A 20,701-nucleotide genomic window follows, 5' to 3' on the forward strand; every position below is an offset into this window, starting at 1 on the left:
GTTTTGCCTACGCCGCTTGAACCAGCGTGGGCCTATTTGTCTGTTTGCTGAGCCTATGCCTTGAGCTTCAACGTAAACACATCCACAGGGCCAGCCGAGTTCTTGTCGAACTCGCACGCCGCCTGCACGCCCTGCACCGCCAACTCGCGCGCGGTTTTAGCCGAGGCCCAGCCCGCGTGCATGGCGCCGAGCGCAAAGCTACGGCCCGAACCAATGCCCCAGAACTCCTTGAACTCGAACACTTCGCGGTAGCTGTACAGGCCGTAAATGCCGGTGGCATTGGCCACCACCACCGAGAACTGGCTCGACTCGTAAGGGTCGTTGTCGTCTTCTTTCGTCTGCAAGAAAAACGACTCCTTGAGCAACGGGTGCAGCTTGACGAAGGTATCGAACACCTCGTCTTTGCTGCCCATGCGCAACTGATCTTTGGGCAAGGCCACCATGGCTTTGCGCAGCACCGGAAAGTGCGCCACCGTGCCGGCCATGCCCACGTAGCTGATGCCGGCCGGCGTGTCGACCTTGAAGATCTTGCTGTTGTCTTCAAAACGGTGACCCAGGCGGGTCTCGCCAAAGGTCACCAGCGTGTCGGCGGCTATCGCCACCTGACCGCCTTTTTTAACGACAACGACGGTCGTCATGAACGATCAGCCTTTCCGCGCGCAGCGCTGCATTCACGCGGAACACCGCAGAACTGGCTTTGCCAGGCTGCTGGTGTTGCCCCCTGCAAGGGGGTGGCAGTAGCGACACGCAGTGCGCGAAGGCTGGGGGTGTTCATTACAACAAGACTCTGCGGAAGTCAGCCAGGACTTGGCCCAGGTACGCGTTGAAACGCGCGGCGGAGGCGCCGTCGATCACGCGGTGGTCGTAAGAAAGCGACAGCGGCAGCGTCAGGCGCGGCACAAACTGCTTGCCGTCCCACACCGGCTTCATCGCGCTCTTCGACAAGCCCAGGATGGCGACTTCAGGCGCGTTGATGATCGGCGTGAAGTGGGTGCCACCGATGCCGCCCAGCGAGCTGATGGAGAAGCAGCCGCCGGTCATGTCGGCCGCGCCGAGCTTGCCGTCGCGCGCCTTCTTGGCCAGTTCGCCCATCTCTTGGCTGATCTGCAGTACGCCCTTCTTGTCGGCGTCGCGCAGCACGGGCACTACGAGGCCGTTTGGCGTGTCGGCCGCAAAACCGATGTGGTAGTACTGTTTGTAGACCAGTTGGTCGCCGTCGAGGCTGGTGTTGAACTCGGGGAACTTCTTCAGTGCCGAGACCACGGCCTTGATGACAAAAGCCAGCATGGTGACCTTGACGCCAGACTTCTCGTTCTCTTTGTTGGTCGAGACGCGGAAGGCTTCGAGTTCGGTGATGTCGGCATCGTCGTTGTTGGTGACGTGCGGGATCATCACCCAGTTGCGGTGCAAGTTGGCGCCGCTGATCTTCTTGATGCGCGACAGGTCCTTGCGTTCCACCGTGCCGAACTTGGTGAAGTCGACCTTGGGCCATGGGATCAGGCCCAGTGCTGCGCCGTCGCCACCGCCGCCAGCGGGTGCCTTGGCCGCCTGGGCCTTGGTTTGCGCAGCACCGGCCATGACGGCCTTGGTGAACGACTGCACGTCGCCCTCAAGGATGCGGCCCTTGGGGCCGGAACCCTTGACTTCTTCGAGCGGCACACCGAGTTCGCGGGCGAACTTGCGTACCGATGGCGATGCGTGGGGCAACGCACCCGTGGGGGCCACAGTGGGATTGTGTGCGGGCACAGCAACCGCAGCGGGCGCCGCGACTGCAGCAGCGGCGGCAGGTGCTGCAGCAGGCGCAGCTGCGGGGGCGGCAGCCGTGGGTGCAGCGGCTGGAGCTGGAGCAGCGGCCGAAGCCACACCTTCCAGAATTGCCAGCAGGTCACCGATGTTTACGGTGTCACCGAGCTTGACCTTCAATTCTTTCAGCGTGCCGGCAGCGGACGATGGAATTTCCATCGAGGCTTTATCACTTTCCACGGTGATCAGCGATTGCTCGACCTTGATGGCGTCGCCGGGCTTGACCATGACTTCGATGACGGTCACGTCCTTGAAGTCGCCAATGTCGGGTACGCGCACTTCAACCGGGCCTGCAGCAGCGGCTGGCGCAGCAGCGGGTGCCGGCGCCGCGACAGGCGCCGGAGCTGCCGCTGCGGCAGCCGGGGCTGCAGCAGGAGCAGCAGCACCGCCCTCACCTTCGAGCGAAATCACGATAGAGCCTTGCTTGACCTTGTCGCCCAGCTTGACCTTGAGTTCCTTGACCACACCCGCGTGGCTGCTCGGAATTTCCATGGAGGCCTTGTCGCTCTCCACGGTGATGAGCGATTGCTCAGCCTTGACGGTATCGCCGGGTTTGACCAGCAGCTCGATAACCGTTACTTCGTCGAAGTCCCCAATGTCGGGAACTTGAATCTCAATCAATGCCATGTGTTGTCTCCAAAAACGGTGCTGAACCGCCCCGACCAGGGCCGGGGCGGCTCAAGAGGCAGCTTTTATAGGGCGTGCATCAAGCGTAGAGCGGGTTGATCTTGTCGGCATTGATGCCGTACTTGGTGATGGCCTCTGCCACCTTGGCCACCGGCACCGTGCCGTCTTCAGCCAAAGCCTTCAGCGTGGCCACCACGATGTAGTGGCGGTTGACTTCGAAGTGCTCGCGCAGCTTGCTGCGGAAGTCGCTGCGGCCAAAACCGTCGGTGCCCAGCACCTTGTAAGTGCGGCCCTTGGGGATGAACGGGCGAATCTGTTCGGCGTAAGCCTTCATGTAGTCGGTGGAGGCAACCACGGGGCCTTCGAACTTGGCCAACTGGTCTTCCACGAACGAGGTGCGTGGGGTTTCCAGCGGGTGCAGCAGGTTGAAGCGTTCGGCTTCCTGGCCGTCGCGGGTTAGTTCATTGAAGCTTGGGCAGCTCCAGACGTTGGCCGCAATGCCCCACTCTTTTTCCAGCAGTTCTTGCGCAGCAATCGATTCGCGCAGGATGGTGCCCGAACCCAGCAGTTGCACGGTGCCTTTACCGTTGGCAGCGGGCTTGCACAGGTACATGCCCTTGATGATCTGCTCTTCGGTGCCGGGCGTCAGGCCAGGCATGGCGTAGTTTTCGTTCAGCAGCGTCAGGTAGTAGAAGACGTTGTCTTGCTTCTCCACCATGCGCTTCAAACCGTGGTGCAGGATCACGCCGACTTCGTGGGCGAAGGTCGGGTCGTAGCTCACGCAGTTCGGAATGGTGTTGGCCAGGATGTGGCTGTGGCCGTCTTCGTGCTGCAGGCCTTCGCCGTTCAGCGTGGTACGGCCCGAAGTGCCGCCCAACAAGAAGCCGCGCGCTTGCATGTCGCCCGCCGCCCAGGCCAGGTCGCCAATGCGCTGGAAGCCGAACATCGAGTAGTACACGTAGAACGGCACCATGATGCGGTTGCTGGTGCTGTAGCTGGTGGCTGCGGCAATCCAGCTCGACATGCCGCCGGCTTCGTTGATGCCTTCCTGCAGAATCTGCCCGGCCTTGTCTTCCTTGTAGTACATGACCTGGTCTTTGTCGACCGGGGTGTACTGCTGGCCTGCGGGGTTGTAGATGCCCACTTGGCGGAACAGCCCTTCCATACCGAAGGTACGGGCTTCGTCCACCAGAATCGGCACGATGCGTGGGCCCAGGGCCTGGTCGCGCAGCAGTTGCGTCAGGAAGCGCACATAGGCCTGGGTGGTGGAAATCTCACGGCCTTCGGGCGTGGGGTCCATCACCGACTTGAACACTTCGAGCGAGGGCACGGTGAAGCTCTCGTCGGCCTTGACGCGGCGGTGTGGCAGGTAGCCGCCCAAGGCCTTGCGGCGCTCGTGCAGGTACTTCATTTCAGGCGTGTCGTCGGCCGGCTTGTAGAACGGAATGTCGGCGATCTGGCTGTCTGGAATCGGGATGTTGAAACGATCGCGGAAGGCCTTGATGTCTTCGTCCGCCAGCTTTTTGGTCTGGTGCACGTTGTTCTTGCCTTCGCCGATCTTGCCCATGCCAAAACCCTTGACGGTCTTGATCAGCAGCACGGTCGGCTGGTCTTTGTGCTTCACGGCGGCGTCAAACGCGGCGTAGACCTTTTGTGGGTCGTGGCCGCCACGGCGCAGGGCCCAGATGTCGGCATCGCTCATCTTGGCGACCATTTCAGCGGTGCGTGGATCGCGGCCGAAGAAGTGCTTGCGCACGTAAGCGCCGTCATTGGCCTTGAAGGACTGGTAATCGCCATCCAGCGTGTCCATCATCAGCTTCTTCAGGGCGCCGTCTTTGTCGCGGGCCAACAGTGGATCCCAGTCGCTACCCCAGATCAGCTTGATGACGTTCCAGCCAGCACCGCGGAACTCGCCTTCGAGTTCCTGGATGATCTTGCCGTTGCCGCGCACCGGGCCGTCCAGGCGCTGCAGGTTGCAGTTGATGACGAACACCAGGTTGTCGAGTTTTTCGCGTGCGGCCAGGCCGATGGCGCCCAGCGATTCGACTTCGTCCATTTCGCCGTCGCCGCAGAACACCCAGACCTTGCGGTTTTCGGTGTTGGCAATGCCACGGGCGTGCAGGTACTTCAGGAAGCGGGCTTGGTAAATGGCCATCAGTGGGCCCAGACCCATCGACACCGTGGGGAACTGCCAGAACTCGGGCATCAGCTTGGGATGCGGGTAGCTGGAGAGGCCCTTGCCGTCCACTTCCTGGCGGAAGTTCAGCAGTTGTTCTTCGGTCAGGCGGCCTTCCAGGTAGGCGCGGGCGTAAACGCCGGGCGACACGTGGCCTTGGATGTAGAGGCAGTCGCCACCGTGGTTTTCACTCTCGGCATGCCAGAAGTGGTTGAAGCCGGCGCCAAACATGTTGGCCAGCGAGGCGAACGAGCCGATGTGGCCGCCCAGATCGCCACCGTCCACGGGGTGGTGGCGGTTGGCCTTGACCACCATGGCCATGGCGTTCCAGCGCATGTAGGCGCGCAGGCGTTCTTCAATTTCGAGGTTGCCGGGGCAACGCTCTTCGTTGTTGGTCTCGATGGTGTTCACATAGCCAGTGGTGGCAGAGAACGGCAGATCGATGCTGCTTTGACGCGCGTGTTCAAGCAATTCTTCAAGCAGGGCATGGGCCCGTTCAGGCCCTTCAGCCGCGATAACGGCCGACAACGCGTCCATCCATTCACGGGTTTCCTGGTTGTCGACGTCGTTGGCGGCAGAGCCACGTACGTTTTCGGGTATGGCGGACATGCTGTCTCCTCTTGGGTATGTGCACTATTTTGAACGGGATGGCCGTGATTTTGACCGGCGCGTGGAGTTTCTCACATTTGTTTTCTCGTTTCAATATATGAGGAATGATTTCATAATGTAATATTCACTGGAAAAACCCAATCATCAAATGCACTTGGCCGGATTTCAAGCAGGTCGAGCCCGCCTACACTCGCTCTCATATGTATTCGCGACCGACGCCCTTGAACCCCGGCACACCCAAGCGCACCAATTGGTGGAAGCGCTGGTGGAGCCGACAAACGCCGCACCGGCAAGACCGCTACGCCATGCTGGCGCCGCTGATTGCCGTGCTGCTGTTTTTTGCGGCCATTGGTTCGTCGTTCATGTATTTGCGCCTGCAGGAACTCGACCGCGAGCAGGAAGCGGTGAAGCGCGACGTCGAATACACCCAGCAACAAATCCGCCTGCGCCTGCTGGAGCGACAAGAACAATTGATGCGCATCGGGCGCGACATTTCGAACGAGGAAGTCGACGCGCAGGAGTTCACCAGCCGCGCAGAATCATTGATCGCCCAGCACCCTGAAGTACAAACCGTGAGCTGGATTGACGAGCGCCGGCGCATCATCGCCGCCTATTCCTCCCCCAGCCTGCCCACCGCCCAGGAGCGCAAGGTCGACCAGGTACTGCGCCCCGGTGGCGACACCGAAAGCACCTTCAGCCTGGCGCGCGACCTGCAGCAACCGGTGTATGCCCAGCCCTCTGACGTGGAGGGCCCGGCCATGCTGCAACTGCACATTCCGCTGAACGACCGCGGCCGCTTCTCGGGCATGCTGCTGGCCGAGTACTCCAACGAAGGCTTGCTGCGTTTTGGCGTGCCCGCCGAAGTGCAGGCCAAATACGCGGTGTCGCTGCTGGGTGCCTCCGGGCAAACCTTGGCCGGCACCAGCCTCCCCGCCCGGCCCAATGGCAGCCGCTATCTGCCGTGGTCGGCACAAACCGAGGCCTACCAAGTGCCGGTCTCACCCGTCGGCAACGGTTTGGTTTTACGCGCGCAGGCGTACCGCACTTCGCAGGGCGTGATCGGCAGCGGGCTGTTCTGGCTGGTGGGCGCACTGAGCGTGTTGACAGCCTGGATGCTCATCGGCAACTGGCGCCACACACGCCGCCGCCTGCAAGCCCAACAAGCTTTGATGGCCGAAACCAACTTCCGCCGCGCCATGGAAAACTCCATGGCCACCGGCATGCGTGCACTCGACCTGCAAGGCCGCATCACCTACGTGAACGCCGCCTTCTGCCAGATGACCGGCTGGAGCGACTTCGAACTGGTGGGCCGCACCGCGCCCTTCCCCTACTGGCCCGAAGAAGACGTGGACTACCTGGCCGCACGACTGGAAGACGAGCTGAACGGCCGCTCCACCCCTGGCGGCTTTCAAGTGCGCGTGAAACGGCGCGACGGCACCATCTTTGATGCCCGCCTGTATGTGTCACCGCTGATCGACGCCGTGGGCAAACAAACCGGCTGGATGACGTCGATGACCGACATCACCGAGCCCAACCGCATTCGTGCGCAGTTGTCGGCCTCGTACGAGCGTTTCACTACAGTGCTGGAGGCGCTGGACGCCTCGGTCTCTGTGGCGCCACTCAACAGCCACGAACTGCTGTTTGCCAACAAACTTTATCGCCTGTGGTTTGGCGTGCAGACCGAAGGCCACGAACAATTGCTGGCGCAAGCCGGCGTGGCCACGTCCAGCAACGACGAAAGCACCGACGAGGTCGACTCGTTCGCCGGCCTGCCGACCGACAGCCTGACCAACACCGAGAGCGAAAGCTCCGAAATCTTTTCGCCCGGTCTGGGCAAGTGGCTGGAAGTACGCTCGCGCTACCTCACCTGGGTGGACGGTCGCCTGGTGCAAATGGTGATTGCCACCGACATCACGCCACGCCGCCGCGCCGAAGAACAGTACACGCTACAAACCGAGCGCGCACAAACCTCCAGCCGCCTGATCACCATGGGTGAAATGGCCTCCAGCGTGGCGCACGAGCTCAACCAGCCGCTGGCCGCCATCTCCAACTATTGCAGCGGCATGAGCTCGCGCATCAAGGGCCAAGGCATCAGCCAGGAAGACCTGCTGGCCGCACTCGACAAAACCGCACGCCAGGCCCAGCGCGCGGGGCAGATCATCCAGCGCATCCAGTCGTTTGTGAAACGCAGCGAACCCAACCGAACGCTGTCGATCATCGAAGACATCGTCGACGAATCCATCGAGCTGGCCGGCATCGAACTGCGCCGCCGCAACGTGCGCCTGAGCCACTACCTCGCCGCGCGCCTCCCCAAGCTGATGGTCGACCCTATCCTGATCGAGCAGGTGTTGGTGAACTTGCTGCGCAACGCAGCAGAAGCCATCGACTCGGCACAGCGTCCTGCCGCGCAGCGCAATATTGAACTGCGCGTGTTGCCCAAGACCGACCAGGATCAGCAAGGCGTGGAGTTTGCCGTGACCGATACCGGCGCCGGCCTGGCCCCGGAAATCCGCGACAGACTGTTCGAAGCCTTCTTCACCACCAAGGCTTCGGGCATGGGCATGGGCCTCAATTTGTGCCGCAGCATTATCGAATCACACGCCGGAAGAATGCAGGCACAGAACCTCTACAATGGTTCGGAGGTAACAGGGTGCCGTTTCTCATTCTGGATCCCTCTGGCTAAACCTAGTGTTCCGACAATTCCGACTGTTCCTGCTGTAGCGCTTGACGCTCCAGCCTCTCCCACCATGACTCCGGAGTGACTGCATGAGTTTGATTCCGAAAAAAGGCACTGTGTATGTGGTCGATGACGACGAAGCCGTCCGCGACTCTTTGCAGTGGCTGCTCGAAGGCAAGGACTACCGCGTCCGCTGCTTCGATTCCGCAGAATCGTTTTTAAGCCGCTACGACTCCCGAGAGGTAGCCTGTCTCATCGTTGACATCCGCATGGGCGGCATGACCGGCCTGGAATTGCAAGACCGCCTGATGGAACGTCGCTCGCCGCTGCCCATCGTGTTCATCACCGGCCATGGCGACGTGCCCATGGCGGTCGACACCATGAAGAAGGGCGCCATGGACTTTATCCAGAAGCCTTTTAAAGAAGACGAGTTGGTCAGCCTGGTCGAGCGCATGCTTGAGCACGCCAAGGTCAACTTCACCGACCACCAGCAAGCCGCCAGCCGCGACGCCTTGTTGTCCAAGCTCACCTCGCGTGAAAGCCAAGTGCTGGAGCGCATCGTCGCCGGCCGCTTGAACAAGCAAATTGCCGACGACCTGGGCATCAGCATCAAGACCGTGGAAGCGCACCGCGCCAACATCATGGAAAAGCTCAACGCCAACACCGTGGCCGACCTGCTGAAGATTGCTCTGGGGCAACAGAACCCCAAGTAACGCTACCTAACACCACTACTATCTTAGTAGCACCCTACGCCCGCTCACCTTACGTTCGCGGGCGTTTTTACTTAAATTTTGAACCATGACCGCAGCACTTATTGACGGCAACGCCCTCGCCCAAACCATCCGTACCGACGTCGCCGGCCGCACCCAGGCGCTCAAAGCCCGTGGCATCACGCCGCGCCTGGCGATTGTGCTGGTGGGCGAAGATCCGGCCAGCCAGGTCTATGTGAAGCACAAGGTCAACGACAGCCAGCAGACCGGTTTGGAGGCCACGCTGGAGCGCTTTCCCGCCGACCTGACAGAAGCCGCCCTGCTGGCCCACATCGACAAGCTGAACAACGACCCCGCCGTGCACGGCATTCTGGTGCAACTGCCACTGCCCAAACACATGGATGCGCACAAGGTCATTGAGCGCATCGCCCCCGCAAAAGACGTGGACGGCTTCCACGTCGCCAGCGCCGGCGCCTTGATGGTCGGCCAACCGGGCTTCTGGCCCTGCACGCCGTTTGGCTGCATGAAGATGATCGAGTCGATTGGCTACAACCTGCGCGGCAAACACGCGGTGGTCATCGGCCGCAGCAACATCGTCGGCAAACCCATGGCGCTGATGCTGCTGCAGCAAAACGCCACCGTCACCATCTGCCACAGCGCCACACCAGACTTGAAGGCCATGACACTGCAGGCCGACGTGATCGTCGCCGCCGTGGGCAAGCAAAACGTCTTGACGGCTGACATGGTCAAACCCGGTGCCGTCGTCATCGACGTGGGCATGAACCGCAATGCCGAAGGCAAGCTCTGCGGCGACGTCGACTTCGACGGCGTCAAGGAAGTCGCTGGCTGGATCACGCCGGTCCCTGGCGGCGTGGGCCCAATGACGCGCGCCATGTTGTTGGTCAACACCCTCACCGCCGCAGAAAACGCCTCCAAAGGCGTCTGAAGAGAACCCCTGCAAGCCGGAACTAAACCCTTTTGCAGGACTCCTGTTCTAAGCACTTGAAGCCACCCCAAACCGTCGCCACTTTGAGACTATGAACAATCCACTCCTCGACTTCTCCGACCTGCCGCTGTTTGACCGGATCCTGCCCGAGCATGTGGCGCCTGCCATCGAAGTGCTGCTGGCCAAAGCCGACAAAGCTTTGGAGACCGTGACCGCGCCAGACTTCCCCGCCGACTGGAACGCCATGTCCGCCAGCCTGGATGTGGCCACCGAGGAACTGGGCCGCGCCTGGGGCGCCGTCAGCCACTTGAACAGCGTGGCCGACAGCCCCGAGCTGCGTGCGGCCTACAACGCCGCCCTGCCCATCGTCACCGAATTCTGGACACGCCTGGGCGCCGACGAGCGCCTGTACGCCAAGTACAAGGCCATGGACCGGGCCAAGCTCAACCCCGAGCAAGCCCAAGCGCACCGCAACGCCGTGCGCAACTTTGTGCTCAGCGGCGCCGAACTCACGGGTGCGGCCAAGGAGCGCTTTGCCGCCATCCAGGAACGCGCGGCCGAGTTGAGCCAGAAGTTCAGCGAAAACGCCTTGGACGCAACCGACGCCTACGCCTACTACGCCAGCGCCGATGAAGTCAAAGGTGTGCCAGACGACGTGCTCGAAGCCGCCGCTGCTGCCGCCAAGACCGATGGCAAAGAAGGCTACAAGATCACGCTGAAGCTGCCCTGCTACCTGCCGGTGATGCAGTTCGCCCACAGCAGCGCCCTGCGCGAAAAGCTCTACCGCGCTTACGCCACGCGTGCTTCCGACCAAGCCCCGGCCGATGCGCTGAAGTTTGACAACACTGCGCTCATCCGCGAAATCCTGGCGCTGCGCCATGAAGAAGCGCAATTGCTGGGCTACAAGAACTTCGGTGAAGTGTCGGTGGTGCCGAAGATGGCCAAGTCGCCCGATGAAGTGATCCACTTCCTGCGTGACCTCGGCTCACGCGCCCGCCCCTACGCCCTTAAAGACGCAGCCGACCTGCGCGAGTTCGCCGCACAAAACCTGAGCTTGGCCGACCCACAACCCTGGGACTGGGCCTACATCGGCGAAAAGCTCAAGGAAGCGCGCTATTCGTTCAGCGAGCAAGAAGTCAAACAGTACTTCACCGCGCCCAAGGTGCTGGCCGGTCTGTTCAAGATCATCGAAACGCTGTTTGAAGTGTCGATCCGCCGCGACAGCGCGCCGGTGTGGCACCCATCGGTCGAGTTCTACCGTATTGAGCGCCCCAGCACGCAAGGTGACGGCAAGCCCCAGTTGGTAGGCCAGTTCTACCTCGACCCCTCTGCCCGCACCGGCAAACGCGGTGGTGCCTGGATGGATGACGTGCGCGCCCGCTGGCTGCGCCCCGACACCCACACGCTGCAAACGCCCGTGGCGCAACTGGTCTGCAACTTCGCCGAAGGCGTGGGCGGCCAGCCGCCCCTGCTGACGCACGACGACGTGACCACGCTGTTCCACGAGTTTGGCCACGGCCTGCACCACATGCTGACCCAGGTGAACGAACGCGATGTCTCCGGCATCAGCGGCGTAGAGTGGGATGCGGTGGAGCTGCCCAGCCAGTTCATGGAAAACTTCTGCTGGGAATGGGATGTGCTCAAACACATGACTTCCCACGTGCAGACCGGCGCTGCCTTGCCACGCGAGCTGTTCGACAAGATGACCGCCGCGAAAAACTTCCAAAGCGGCCTGCAAACGCTGCGCCAGATCGAGTTCTCGCTGTTCGACATGCTGTTGCACACCGAACAAGCCCCCGACCAGGACTTCATGCCGCTGCTGCGCAAGGTGCGTGCAGAAGTGGCCGTGTTGCCGGTGCCTGAGTTCAACCGTAGCGCCAACACCTTCAGCCACATCTTCGCCGGGGGTTACGCCGCCGGTTACTACAGCTACAAGTGGGCTGAAGTGCTAAGCGCCGATGCCTACGCTGCGTTTGAAGAAACGGCGGGTGCCGACGGGTTGCCAAACATCGAAACCGGCCGAAAATACCGCCAGGCCATTCTGGAAGCTGGCGGCAGCCGCCCAGCCATGGAGTCGTTCAAGGCATTCCGCGGGCGCGAGCCGTCGCTGGATGCCCTGCTGCGCCACCAAGGCATGGCCTGATTTTTTGAACGTCGGTTTTTGCTCAATCTTTGGAGTTGTTGATGCCTTTGCCCCCGAAGCTATTACCCCTGCTGGCCACCACGGCGTTGTTGCTGGCAGGCCATAGCGCCATGGCCCAGGCGGTCTACCGCATCGTCGGACCGGACGGCAAGGTGACGTTCTCCGATCGTCCCCCACCGCCCAGTTCGCCGGCCAAAGCCAGTGTGGACGCCCGCGCCGAGGCTGCGGCTAACACCGCAGGCACCGGAAATGTGTTGCCTTACGCGCTGCAGCAAGTGGCGCGGCAATACCCGGTCACGCTGTACACCAGCAAAGACTGCGCGCCCTGCAACAGCGCACGCAATCTGCTGAACAGCCGGGGCGTGCCGTACAGTGAGCGCACCGTCAACACCAATGAAGACAACGACGCGCTGCAACGCATCAGCAGCGACAACGCCCTGCCTTTTGGCACTATCGGTGGCCAACAGCTCAAGGGGTTCTCGGATGTGGAGTGGACGCAGTACCTCGACGCAGCCGGTTACCCCAAGACCTCGCAGTTGCCAACCAACTACCGCCGCCCCGCCGCCACGCCACTGGTCGCCGTGAAGGCACCGGAGCAGGCCACGCCGGGCGCCGCGCCCCAAGCCAACACGCCGCAAGCACCACCGCAAGATCCGCAGCCGCGCAATGCGCCTTCACCCAGCAACCCGACGGGCATTCAGTTCTAGAAAACGCCTAACCCAAAGCAAAACGCCCGACATGATCGGGCGTTTTTATTGCTGCACTGTGTGGCTTAGAACGTCAGCGTCTTCACACCTTCCGCCGTGCCCAACAGGCAAACGTGCGCCTTCTGGTGCGCAAACACGCCAACCGTCACGACGCCAGGCCATTGGCTCACGTCGGTTTCAAAGGCCAGTGGGTCGGCAATCGACAGGCCGGTCACGTCCACGATGTGCTGGCCGTTATCGGTCACCAAGGGTTGACCATTCTTCTGACGCACTGCAGCCTGGCCGCCCATGGCAGCAAAGCGGCGAATGACGTGGGCCGTGGCCATGGGAATCACTTCCACAGGCAGCGGAAACTGGCCCAGCGTCTGCACCAGCTTGGAAGCATCGGCAATACACACAAACTTGCGCGACTGCGCGGCCACAATCTTCTCGCGCGTGAGCGCGGCGCCACCACCCTTGACCATATGGCCCTGGTGGTCGATCTCGTCTGCGCCGTCGATGTAGACCGACAGTTCTTCCACTTCAGAGGCTTCGAGCACCTTGATGCCCAAGGCTTGCAGGCGCTCGGTAGAGGCGACCGAGCTGGACACCGCCCCCTTGATCTGGTCTTTGATGGTGGCCAGTGCGTCGATGAACTTGTTGACGGTGGAGCCGGTGCCCACACCAACGATTTCGCCGGGCACGACGTACTGCAGGGCAGCCTCGCCGACGAGTGTTTTCAGGGCGTCTTGCGACAATGCGGGAGCGGGTGAGTTCATCTGGGAGAATCCGGGTTGCTATAAGTTACAGCCAGAATTATCCAATGTCTCTGATCCCTTACGGGCTAGCCCGTCCTTTCCTGTTCGGCATGGATGCCGAAGCCGCGCATGAGTTGACCCTTGGCAGCCTCGCCATGGCCCAGGGCACACCCCTGCAATGGGCCTATTGCCAGACCCGCGTGGACGACCCCATCACCCTGGCCGGCCTGCCATTTCCCAACCGCGTGGGCTTGGCCGCCGGGCTAGACAAGAACGCGCGCTGCATCGACGCCTTTGCCACCATGGGCTTCGGTTTTGCAGAAGTGGGCACGGTCACGCCCAAGGGCCAGCCGGGCAACCCAAAACCGCGCATCTTCCGCCTGCCCGCGCGCCAGGCGCTGATCAACCGCCTGGGCTTCAACAACGAAGGGCTGGACGCGTTCATCGCCAACGTGCGCAAAGCCAAGTTCCGCCAGCAGCACCCGGGCAAGCCGATGCTGCTCGGCCTGAACATCGGCAAGAACGCCGCCACGCCGATTGAGCAAGCGACCGACGACTACTTGATCGGCCTGGCCGGCGTGTACCCGCACGCCGACTACGTGACGGTCAACATCTCCAGCCCCAACACCAAGAACCTGCGCGCGCTGCAAAGCGACGAGGCGCTGGACGGCCTGTTGTCCGCCGTGGCCGCACGCCGCGAGACACTGGCTGTCGAACACGGCAAACGTGTGCCGATCTTCGTGAAGATCGCGCCCGATTTGACCGAAGAACAAGTGCAAGTGATCGCCGCCACGCTGCAGCGCCATGGCATGGACGGCGTGGTTGCCACCAACACCACGCTGAGCCGCGACGCCGTGGCCGGCCTGCCCCACGCGGAAGAAGCTGGCGGGCTGAGCGGCGCGCCGGTGCTGGAAGCCAGTAACCGCGTGATCCGCCAGTTGCGCACGGCCCTTGGCAAAGACTTCCCCATCATCGGCGTGGGCGGTGTGCTGTCCGCGCAAGACGCGCAAAGCAAGATCGATGCGGGTGCCGACGTGGTGCAGATCTACACCGGGCTGATTTACCGCGGCCCGGCGCTGGTGCAGCAAGCGGCCGAGACGCTGCGAAAAAACCGCAAGTAGAAAACCCTCAGCTTGGGGACGAAGAGGTCACCTAGGCCCTTGCCCTGGTCACCTCTTCAAAAACTCAAGCCCTGACGCGATCCAGCAGGGCACGCCCGCTGTCGGTGGTGTTGTAGACCACTGCCACGTCCACCACCGGCCCGCCCTCTTCACCGGGGAACGATGGCAGTATCTTGGCGTCCACATAACCGCCGTCCACCAGCTTGGCTACGTAGTCGATCATGACTGGGCAAGACTCGGTGACCGGCACGCCAGCACTCTCGATCGAACCATCGAGTTGTTTGAGATAGCTCAGCAAAACGGCTTCCATAGGATTCTCCCTAGAGTGGTGTTCAGTGAGATGAACGGTGAAACGGATTGGGGCGGGACTGCTGGATACGTGCTTCAACGCAATGCAGCGGGCTGTGGCTTGGTGCTGTAGCCATCCAGATCCAGCACGGCGTATTTGGTGAGCAAGCCCACTTCAGGGTCGTCACCTTGGTAATACACCACAGAGTATTCGGGCAAGGCCTTGGTCGGGCCAAACTTTTCGATGCAACTGGCGCGCAGGGTCTTCAGGCCCTTGTCGGCATGAAAGGCTTCCAGCGCGGCGATTTCAGCGGGTGAAGCGCCGCCCATGCGCCAGGATTGCTCCAGCACACCGGAACAACGCTGACCCACGGCGTTGACCCCGAGGGCCACGTCGTAATTGGTGCGCGAGGCAAAAAAACCGGAGAAACAGGCTTTGACGGCCACGTCGTACACCAGCGCATGCTCCACAGCGGTACGGATCGCACCAAAGGGCAGCGTGGCCAGCAAGGCATCGAAGCCGCCGCGCACCGCCATCAAATCCGAGCCGCCGTACACCATGGCACCTTGGTTGTCGGGCGTGAGCAACTGCCGGCCAAAGTAGCTGACCACCATGCCGGCCACACACACCTGGCCCACGCTCAGGGTTTCAACCTCCGACAGATCGTGTTCCAGCACCACGCCATGCTCGCGCAAAGCGTCGTTGTCCATGACCGCCAAAACCGCATTAAAAGCGGTGCGGTCGTGCACCACGGTTTGGCCGCGTCCGCCCGTCGCGGCGACGGGTTTGATGCGCAGCGCGCCGAGGGGCAGCAAGCGCTCCGCCGCCAAGGCCGCATCTTCGCGCGAATAAGCGGTGTAGCCCGGCAGCACGGCCTTGGCCACCATGGGGTAGAAGTCGGGGTTCCAGCCTGCGGGCGCTACCGCGTCTGGCGAATACAGGGGGTGGCTGATGGCCTTGGTCGCCACAAAGGCTTCGGGCACCACACCGCCAAAAAAATCATCCGTGCTGCGCACACCCAAACGCTCGGCAGCGTCCACCCCCACCAGGGTTTCGCAGGGGATCAAATAAGTTTGCGTGGGCCAGGCGGCTTGGGGCAACTCTTCGGCAAGGCGAAAGCCCTTGAGGCGCGCGATACGCCGGGCAATCTCTCGCCTGGTGGCCACTTCGTGGCCGCTGCAATGACCCTGCAGGCCCGAGGTGTAGGGCATGACCACGCCAATCTCGGTTTCCACGGGCGGCACGCGCACGGGAACCGGAATGGCAGAACGGTGCATCGTTTCAGTGAACATGGGACACCTCTCAGAACCAACAGCTTAAAAACACATGCAGGTTTTATGCCCATCCCACCCGCTTCGGGCGGAACAGACAAACCCCATACGAAGACATAGGAAAACGACGAACCTGACGCAGAACCCATCATCAGAGCCTGAAGAATGTGTTCATGCGATTCGTCTGAGAGACATTGTTGAAGCGGCCAAGCGTGGGCCTTGTAAGCCTTGTCCGATAGAACTGTCGGCCAAGGGAGGGACTATGCTGCAGAGCAGCAAATGGCCCGGTGGAGTGCAGAAGCCCCCAAAAAGCGGCGCTACTTGGTTTTTTGCACCATGCTGATCGAACAGGCCGCCTTGATGATGCGGTCTTTCGGGTTGGCGGGCATATCTTTGAAGGCCAGCATGCGAATGTCTTTTTCGTCGTACTTCACGTATCGCATCTCGCCCGTCCACAGCGGCCCGGTGTACAGGGACTGGGCACGGTGCCGTGCCGTGCCGGCGGTGCAGTCGATCAACACGGACGAGACGTAGGATCGAAAATCCAGGCCGTCGCGGGCCATCCGGTCGCGCGAGCGATTGGCGCGGATGCTCACCAAGCGTGCTGACTCAAACGCCACCGCACTGGTCACATCGACTTGCACGGTTTCGGCCACAGGGTCGAGCGGGTCGCCCAAAATAGTGAGCCACACGGGCTCTGTCACGGCAGTCGCCGCCTGCGCCCAAGCGGACGCGAGCAAGAGGCCTACGGCGGCAAAAACGTGTTTCCCTTTGGTCATGCCGCAGTTTAGGCGAAGCCGCGCGAGCGGAATCGTTTTATTGCATAGCAGTTTGTCGCTGTCGTTTGCGCGCCCGGAGCGGCACGCTGCCAAGCAGCTCAGCCCACCGCCACCCGGTTGCGACCGCCAGCCTTGGCGCTGTAGAGCGCCTTGTCGGCACGGGCAATCGCGTCGTTCAGTGCCTCATAAGGCCGCACCTCGGCCACACCCAGTGAGACGGTGAAGGCGATGCCCTGCTCGGTGATGACAGTGTCGGCCGCGCGCGGCTCCAACGCCAGGCGTTGGTCTTGCGCGACGATACGAAAACGTTCCGCCAGCTTTTCGGCGCCAGTGCGGTCGTTGTCGGGCAGCATCAGCAAGAACTCTTCGCCGCCCCAGCGCGCCACGATGTCTTCTTCGCGGCAGGTGCGGCGCAGCAGCTCGCCCACCCGCACCAGCACTTTGTCGCCCGCATCATGGCCGTGGATGTCGTTGATCTGCTTGAAGTGATCGATGTCGATCAACACCAGCGCCAGCGGCCGCTGGTGGCGGTGGCTACGTGCGATGGCGTGTTCGGCCAGCGCCAGGAAGTGGCGCCGGTTCGACAGGCCGGTGAGCGAGTCGCGCGTGGCAAGTTGGTGCAAGCGCTTCTCGGCGTTGACCACAGCATTGCGGTAGACGTGGGCCACGTACGAGAACATGGCAAACACGATCGCCACGTTGAAGGCATTGACCACGTGAATGTCCCAACGGCTCAGCGGCGCCCACGGGCCGTAGGCTTCAGAGGCCATGTCCAGCCCCAGGTAGAACGCCAACAGCATCAGCACCAGCAACACGGCCCGGCCGCGCGGCGCATTGCTCACCACAATGGCCGGGATGAACATCATCAGGTAGTAGTGAAAGCCAGCGCCCCAGCCGATGAGCATGGTGCCGATGGCCGCATGGCCCAGCACCTCCACCCAGATGAGCACCAGCGCCAGCACGTTTTGCCGCCGCTGCAATAGCGCGTAGGCACTGGCATAAAGGGCCACGCTGACCACGTTCATCCACGCCAAAAAGGGCGAATGCAGAAAGTGGAAAAGCACAAAAAACAGGATATCGACACAGGCAGCCATCACCACCACGCGCTGCACCATCACCCAAAAGGCGCGCCCTACCCGCCCGCCATTACCCGGCGTGCGCCCCACGTGCAGCGCGGCCGGCACCGAAACCCCTGCGCTTGAACTCATGCGTAGCTCGGCTGGTTTTGCAGGCATTGCAGCACGCGCTCGGCAATCGCCAACGAACTGGTCAAGCCGGGGGATTCAATGCCAAAAAGGTTGACCAGCCCAGGCACGCCATGCACGGCTGGCCCCTGGATCACAAAGTCTTTGGCGGCCTCGTGCGGTGCCTGGATTTTCGGGCGCATGCCGGCGTAGCCGGGTTGCAGCGCGCCGTCTGGCAGGCCGGGCCAATACTTGCGCACCTCGGCATAAAAACCGTCGCCTCGGCGCGGATCGACCTGCAGGTCGGCCGGGTCGTCCACCCATTGCACATCGGGGCCAAACTTGGCTTGGCCGCCCATGTCGAGTGTGAGGTGCACGCCCAGGCCAGCGGCTTCAGGCGCGGGGTAGATCAGGTGCGAGAACGGCGCGCGGCCGCTCAGGGTGAAGTAGTTGCCCTTGGCGTAATAGGCGGTGGGCACGTGTTCGGGTGCCAGGCCCGCAAAGCGGCTGGCCAACGCCGGGGCCGACAAACCGGCAGCATTCACCACCCATTCGGCCTCCAGCTCGGTGCCGTCTTTCGCTACCAAGACAATAGCATTTTGCGCACACTGCGCTTGCTTCAGGGGCGAATTCAACGCCAACATGCCGCCAGCGTTCTCCATATCGCCCAGCAAGCTCAGCATGAGCGCATGGCTGTCAACAATGCCGGTGCTGGGCGAGTACACCGCGCCGACGCAGTTCAATTGCGGCTCCAGCGCGCGGGCTTCCTCAGCGCTCAACAGCACCAGGTCGTTCACGCCATTGGCCGCGCCCTTGGCGATGATGCCTTGCAACTGCGGCAGTTGTTCTTCCGACGTGGCCACGATCAGCTTGCCGCAGCGGCGGTGCGCAATGCCACGCTCAGCGCAATAGTCGTAGAGCATGTTTTTGCCCTGCACACACAACTCGGCCTTGAGCGAGCCTTTGGCGTAATAGATGCCAGCATGGATCACTTCGCTGTTGCGCGAACTGGTGCCGGTGCCAATGGCGTCAGCCGCCTCCAGCACCATCACTTCACGCCCGGCCAAGGCCAAGGCACGCGCCACGGCCAGCCCCACCACGCCGGCGCCAATCACCACACATTCAACGCGGTCCATCACAGCTCCCGGGGGTCGGTGTTCAGCAACAAGGTGACCAGCGACTTCAAGCTGGTTTGCAGTGCGGCAAAGCCGTCGGTCATGTCCAGGGTTTCTTCGTTCATGTACAACTTGCGGTTAATTTCGATCTGCAAACTGTGGCGCTGCGCCGAGGGCTGACTGTAACGGCGCACCAACTCCACACCTTTGTAGGGGTGGTTGTAGGCCACGTCGTAACCCAGGCCACGCAGGTGCTGGCACACCAAGTGCGACAGCGCCGGGTGGGCCGTGCTGCCATCGCGGTCGCCCACCACAAACTCGGCATGCGCCTCGCCCGGAAAGCCGGTGGCAAATTTTGAGGCCACCGCCGGCATGGAGTGGCAATTGATGTGGATGCTGAAGCCGTGGCGCGCATGCGCCGCGTCAATGGCGCCCGCCACAGTAGCGTGGTACGGCTGCCAGCAGTTCGCAATGCGCGCCTCGGCCTCAGCCACCGTCAACTGGCGTTGGTACAGCGGCAGGCCGTCGTCGGTCAAGCGCCAGATCAAGCCCTTGCCCAGACGTACTTTGGTCAGCACGGCGGGATCGGTGGCCACGGGGTGGGGCCAGGGGGCGTCGAACATGTCGACATCGATCTCGGTGGTGTTGCGGTTGGCGTCCAGATAACTGCGCGGAAACAGCGCCTCCACCCAGGCCACCCCCATGGCCGGGGCGAAGTCGTAGAGCTTTTCGACGTGCGTATCTTCGGCCTGGCGCAGCAAAGGCAGCGGGCAAGCGTACCCAAAGTCGGCCGGGTAGTCGGTGCCGCTATGGGGCGAGTCGAGCACGAGGTGCGTGCTGCCCTCTTTGAATCGATAAACGGGTTTCATGCATAACCATTGTGCCCGACGAAGGTGTCAGGCGCAGATGGCGAAAACCCAACCCCGAGCCTAACATGTGGCGACAAAAAGAAGCCATGAAAATACCTGGGGCCACCCTTGAAGTTGGCCGGAAATAAGCAACGCGGGCATACTGGTGCATCCGCTAAAAAGGCTTCCACCCATCCCTGCCCCACGTCACATGATCGAGTTCCACTACTGGCCCACACCCAACGGTTGGCGCGTTTCCATCATGCTCGAAGAATGTGGCCTGCCCTATCAAATGGTGCCGGTCAACATTGGCCGGGGCGAACAGTTCAGTCCCGAGTTCATGGCCTTGATGGGACCCAACCACCGCATGCCGGCGGTGGTGGACCACGCGCCAGAAAAAGGCCGAACGCCCATCACAGTGTTGGAAAGCGGTGCCATCCTGACCTACCTGGCCGAAAAGACCAAACGCTTTCTGCCCCAGTCAGGCCGCTCACGCTATGAAACGCTGCAATGGCTCGCGTGGCACTTCGGCAGCTTGTCCCCCACCTGCGCGCAGAACATCCACTTCCGCCGCTATGCGCCGTCCAGCAGTGGCGAAAACGCATACGCTGTAGAACACTTCACACGCGAGGTGCACCGGCTGTACGGCATGCTGGAGGCTCAGTTGGAGAAAACCGGCGCCTTCATTGCCGGTTCTGAGTTCAGCATTGCCGACATGGCCACCTTGCCCACCGTCCGTTTGCACAGTGGGCACGAGGTGGACCTGGAGGCACACCCCCACATTCAGCGCTGGTACGCGCAGGTCTCGGCCCGTGAAGGTGTGCAGCGTGGCCTGAACCTGGGCCAGGAGTTGCGCGCCCCGGTGCTCAGTCCGCAGGCGCGGTTGGCCTTGTTTGGCGACAACGAGGCCGAACAGCCCCCACCCGAGGTGGACGAAGGCGCGGACGACGGCGTTTGAA

At 62.1% G+C, this 20,701-nt stretch carries 16 protein-coding genes and 1 pseudogene; 7 read left to right on the plus strand and 10 right to left on the minus strand.

The window, feature by feature from the left end; translation table 11 throughout:
- Positions 1–53: 53 nt before the first annotated feature.
- The 3 genes from ACPWMG_RS16605 to aceE all read right to left on the minus strand — a co-directional run bounded on the left by ACPWMG_RS16605 (position 54) and on the right by aceE (position 5,215).
- On the minus strand, positions 54–638 hold the full coding sequence (locus ACPWMG_RS16605) for an MFS transporter (RefSeq protein WP_483300587.1): 585 nt from the start codon (positions 636–638) through the stop codon (positions 54–56).
- Between the two features lie 136 nt (positions 639–774).
- On the minus strand, positions 775–2,430 hold the full coding sequence (gene aceF, locus ACPWMG_RS16610; RefSeq protein WP_483300588.1) for a dihydrolipoyllysine-residue acetyltransferase: 1,656 nt from the start codon (positions 2,428–2,430) through the stop codon (positions 775–777).
- Between the two features lie 79 nt (positions 2,431–2,509).
- On the minus strand, positions 2,510–5,215 hold the full coding sequence (gene aceE, locus ACPWMG_RS16615; protein WP_483300589.1) for a pyruvate dehydrogenase (acetyl-transferring), homodimeric type: 2,706 nt from the start codon (positions 5,213–5,215) through the stop codon (positions 2,510–2,512).
- 200 nt (positions 5,216–5,415) lie between these two features.
- On the opposite strand from aceE, the gene ACPWMG_RS16620 reads away from it, so the two are divergent.
- The 5 genes from ACPWMG_RS16620 to ACPWMG_RS16640 all read left to right on the plus strand — a co-directional run bounded on the left by ACPWMG_RS16620 (position 5,416) and on the right by ACPWMG_RS16640 (position 12,398).
- A complete protein-coding gene (locus ACPWMG_RS16620; RefSeq protein ID WP_483300590.1) occupies positions 5,416–7,977 on the plus strand; it encodes a PAS domain-containing sensor histidine kinase in 2,562 nt (853 codons plus the stop codon).
- Positions 7,978–7,981: 4 nt separating this feature from the next.
- Positions 7,982–8,605 (plus strand): response regulator transcription factor, encoded by a 624-nt coding sequence (locus ACPWMG_RS16625; protein WP_422831743.1) that lies wholly within the window; start codon positions 7,982–7,984, stop codon positions 8,603–8,605.
- Between the two features lie 85 nt (positions 8,606–8,690).
- Positions 8,691–9,548 (plus strand): bifunctional methylenetetrahydrofolate dehydrogenase/methenyltetrahydrofolate cyclohydrolase FolD, encoded by an 858-nt coding sequence (gene folD, locus ACPWMG_RS16630; protein WP_483300591.1) that lies wholly within the window; start codon positions 8,691–8,693, stop codon positions 9,546–9,548.
- Positions 9,549–9,639: 91 nt separating this feature from the next.
- Entirely contained in the window at positions 9,640–11,691 is a 2,052-nt protein-coding gene (locus ACPWMG_RS16635) for a M3 family metallopeptidase (RefSeq protein ID WP_483300592.1), read from the plus strand.
- A 41-nt stretch (positions 11,692–11,732) separates the two neighbouring features.
- Positions 11,733–12,398 carry a glutaredoxin family protein gene (locus ACPWMG_RS16640; protein ID WP_483300593.1) on the plus strand — a complete coding sequence of 222 codons (666 nt, stop codon included), beginning with the start codon at positions 11,733–11,735 and terminating at the stop codon, positions 12,396–12,398.
- 65 nt (positions 12,399–12,463) lie between these two features.
- Here ACPWMG_RS16640 and rpiA read toward each other — a convergent pair whose 3' ends face one another.
- The gene (gene rpiA, locus ACPWMG_RS16645) at positions 12,464–13,156 is read right to left on the minus strand and encodes a ribose-5-phosphate isomerase RpiA (RefSeq protein WP_483300594.1); all 693 of its coding nucleotides are present in this window, start codon (positions 13,154–13,156) and stop codon (positions 12,464–12,466) included.
- Between the two features lie 44 nt (positions 13,157–13,200).
- On the opposite strand from rpiA, the gene ACPWMG_RS16650 reads away from it, so the two are divergent.
- Positions 13,201–14,256, plus strand: a complete 1,056-nt coding sequence (locus tag ACPWMG_RS16650; RefSeq protein WP_483300595.1) for a quinone-dependent dihydroorotate dehydrogenase — start codon at positions 13,201–13,203, stop codon at positions 14,254–14,256.
- Positions 14,257–14,320: 64 nt separating this feature from the next.
- Here ACPWMG_RS16650 and ACPWMG_RS16655 read toward each other — a convergent pair whose 3' ends face one another.
- The 6 genes and pseudogenes from ACPWMG_RS16655 to ACPWMG_RS16680 all read right to left on the minus strand — a co-directional run bounded on the left by ACPWMG_RS16655 (position 14,321) and on the right by ACPWMG_RS16680 (position 19,763).
- Positions 14,321–14,566, minus strand: coding sequence for a hypothetical protein (locus ACPWMG_RS16655; protein ID WP_483300596.1), 246 nt, complete (start codon positions 14,564–14,566; stop codon positions 14,321–14,323).
- A 74-nt stretch (positions 14,567–14,640) separates the two neighbouring features.
- A complete protein-coding gene (locus ACPWMG_RS16660; RefSeq protein WP_483300597.1) occupies positions 14,641–15,837 on the minus strand; it encodes a DUF3182 family protein in 1,197 nt (398 codons plus the stop codon).
- A 296-nt stretch (positions 15,838–16,133) separates the two neighbouring features.
- Positions 16,134–16,595 carry a surface-adhesin E family protein gene (locus tag ACPWMG_RS16665; protein ID WP_483300598.1) on the minus strand — a complete coding sequence of 154 codons (462 nt, stop codon included), beginning with the start codon at positions 16,593–16,595 and terminating at the stop codon, positions 16,134–16,136.
- A 98-nt stretch (positions 16,596–16,693) separates the two neighbouring features.
- Positions 16,694–17,803, minus strand: a complete 1,110-nt coding sequence (locus ACPWMG_RS16670) for a GGDEF domain-containing protein (RefSeq protein WP_483300599.1) — start codon at positions 17,801–17,803, stop codon at positions 16,694–16,696.
- Positions 17,800–18,927 (minus strand): annotated as a pseudogene (locus ACPWMG_RS16675) (NAD(P)/FAD-dependent oxidoreductase); the annotation flags it as partial. The pseudogene ACPWMG_RS16675 and the gene ACPWMG_RS16670, both read right to left, overlap by 4 nt.
- A complete protein-coding gene (locus ACPWMG_RS16680) occupies positions 18,915–19,763 on the minus strand; it encodes an N-formylglutamate amidohydrolase (RefSeq protein ID WP_483300600.1) in 849 nt (282 codons plus the stop codon). The pseudogene ACPWMG_RS16675 and the gene ACPWMG_RS16680, both read right to left, overlap by 13 nt.
- Positions 19,764–19,953: 190 nt before the next feature.
- On the opposite strand from ACPWMG_RS16680, the gene ACPWMG_RS16685 reads away from it, so the two are divergent.
- Positions 19,954–20,700 carry a glutathione S-transferase family protein gene (locus ACPWMG_RS16685; protein ID WP_483300601.1) on the plus strand — a complete coding sequence of 249 codons (747 nt, stop codon included), beginning with the start codon at positions 19,954–19,956 and terminating at the stop codon, positions 20,698–20,700.
- Position 20,701: the final 1 nt, after the last annotated feature.

Origin of the sequence: Hydrophilobacter chitinilyticus, assembly GCF_049860745.1 — a bacterium.
GTDB lineage: Bacteria > Pseudomonadota > Gammaproteobacteria > Burkholderiales > Burkholderiaceae_C > Rhodoferax_B.

Bases quoted from the DNA above. Each gene is read 5' to 3' on its own strand.
- ACPWMG_RS16605 (WP_483300587.1), bottom strand. From the start codon at position 638: ATGACGACCGTCGTTGTCGTTAAAAAAGGCGGTCAGGTGGCGATAGCC.
- aceF (WP_483300588.1), bottom strand. From the start codon at position 2,430: ATGGCATTGATTGAGATTCAAGTTCCCGACATTGGGGACTTCGACGAA.
- aceE (WP_483300589.1), bottom strand. From the start codon at position 5,215: ATGTCCGCCATACCCGAAAACGTACGTGGCTCTGCCGCCAACGACGTC.
- ACPWMG_RS16620 (WP_483300590.1), top strand. From the start codon at position 5,416: ATGTATTCGCGACCGACGCCCTTGAACCCCGGCACACCCAAGCGCACC.
- ACPWMG_RS16625 (WP_422831743.1), top strand. From the start codon at position 7,982: ATGAGTTTGATTCCGAAAAAAGGCACTGTGTATGTGGTCGATGACGAC.
- folD (WP_483300591.1), top strand. From the start codon at position 8,691: ATGACCGCAGCACTTATTGACGGCAACGCCCTCGCCCAAACCATCCGT.
- ACPWMG_RS16635 (WP_483300592.1), top strand. From the start codon at position 9,640: ATGAACAATCCACTCCTCGACTTCTCCGACCTGCCGCTGTTTGACCGG.
- ACPWMG_RS16640 (WP_483300593.1), top strand. From the start codon at position 11,733: ATGCCTTTGCCCCCGAAGCTATTACCCCTGCTGGCCACCACGGCGTTG.
- rpiA (WP_483300594.1), bottom strand. From the start codon at position 13,156: ATGAACTCACCCGCTCCCGCATTGTCGCAAGACGCCCTGAAAACACTC.
- ACPWMG_RS16650 (WP_483300595.1), top strand. From the start codon at position 13,201: ATGTCTCTGATCCCTTACGGGCTAGCCCGTCCTTTCCTGTTCGGCATG.
- ACPWMG_RS16655 (WP_483300596.1), bottom strand. From the start codon at position 14,566: ATGGAAGCCGTTTTGCTGAGCTATCTCAAACAACTCGATGGTTCGATC.
- ACPWMG_RS16660 (WP_483300597.1), bottom strand. From the start codon at position 15,837: ATGTTCACTGAAACGATGCACCGTTCTGCCATTCCGGTTCCCGTGCGC.
- ACPWMG_RS16665 (WP_483300598.1), bottom strand. From the start codon at position 16,595: ATGACCAAAGGGAAACACGTTTTTGCCGCCGTAGGCCTCTTGCTCGCG.
- ACPWMG_RS16670 (WP_483300599.1), bottom strand. From the start codon at position 17,803: ATGAGTTCAAGCGCAGGGGTTTCGGTGCCGGCCGCGCTGCACGTGGGG.
- ACPWMG_RS16680 (WP_483300600.1), bottom strand. From the start codon at position 19,763: ATGAAACCCGTTTATCGATTCAAAGAGGGCAGCACGCACCTCGTGCTC.
- ACPWMG_RS16685 (WP_483300601.1), top strand. From the start codon at position 19,954: ATGATCGAGTTCCACTACTGGCCCACACCCAACGGTTGGCGCGTTTCC.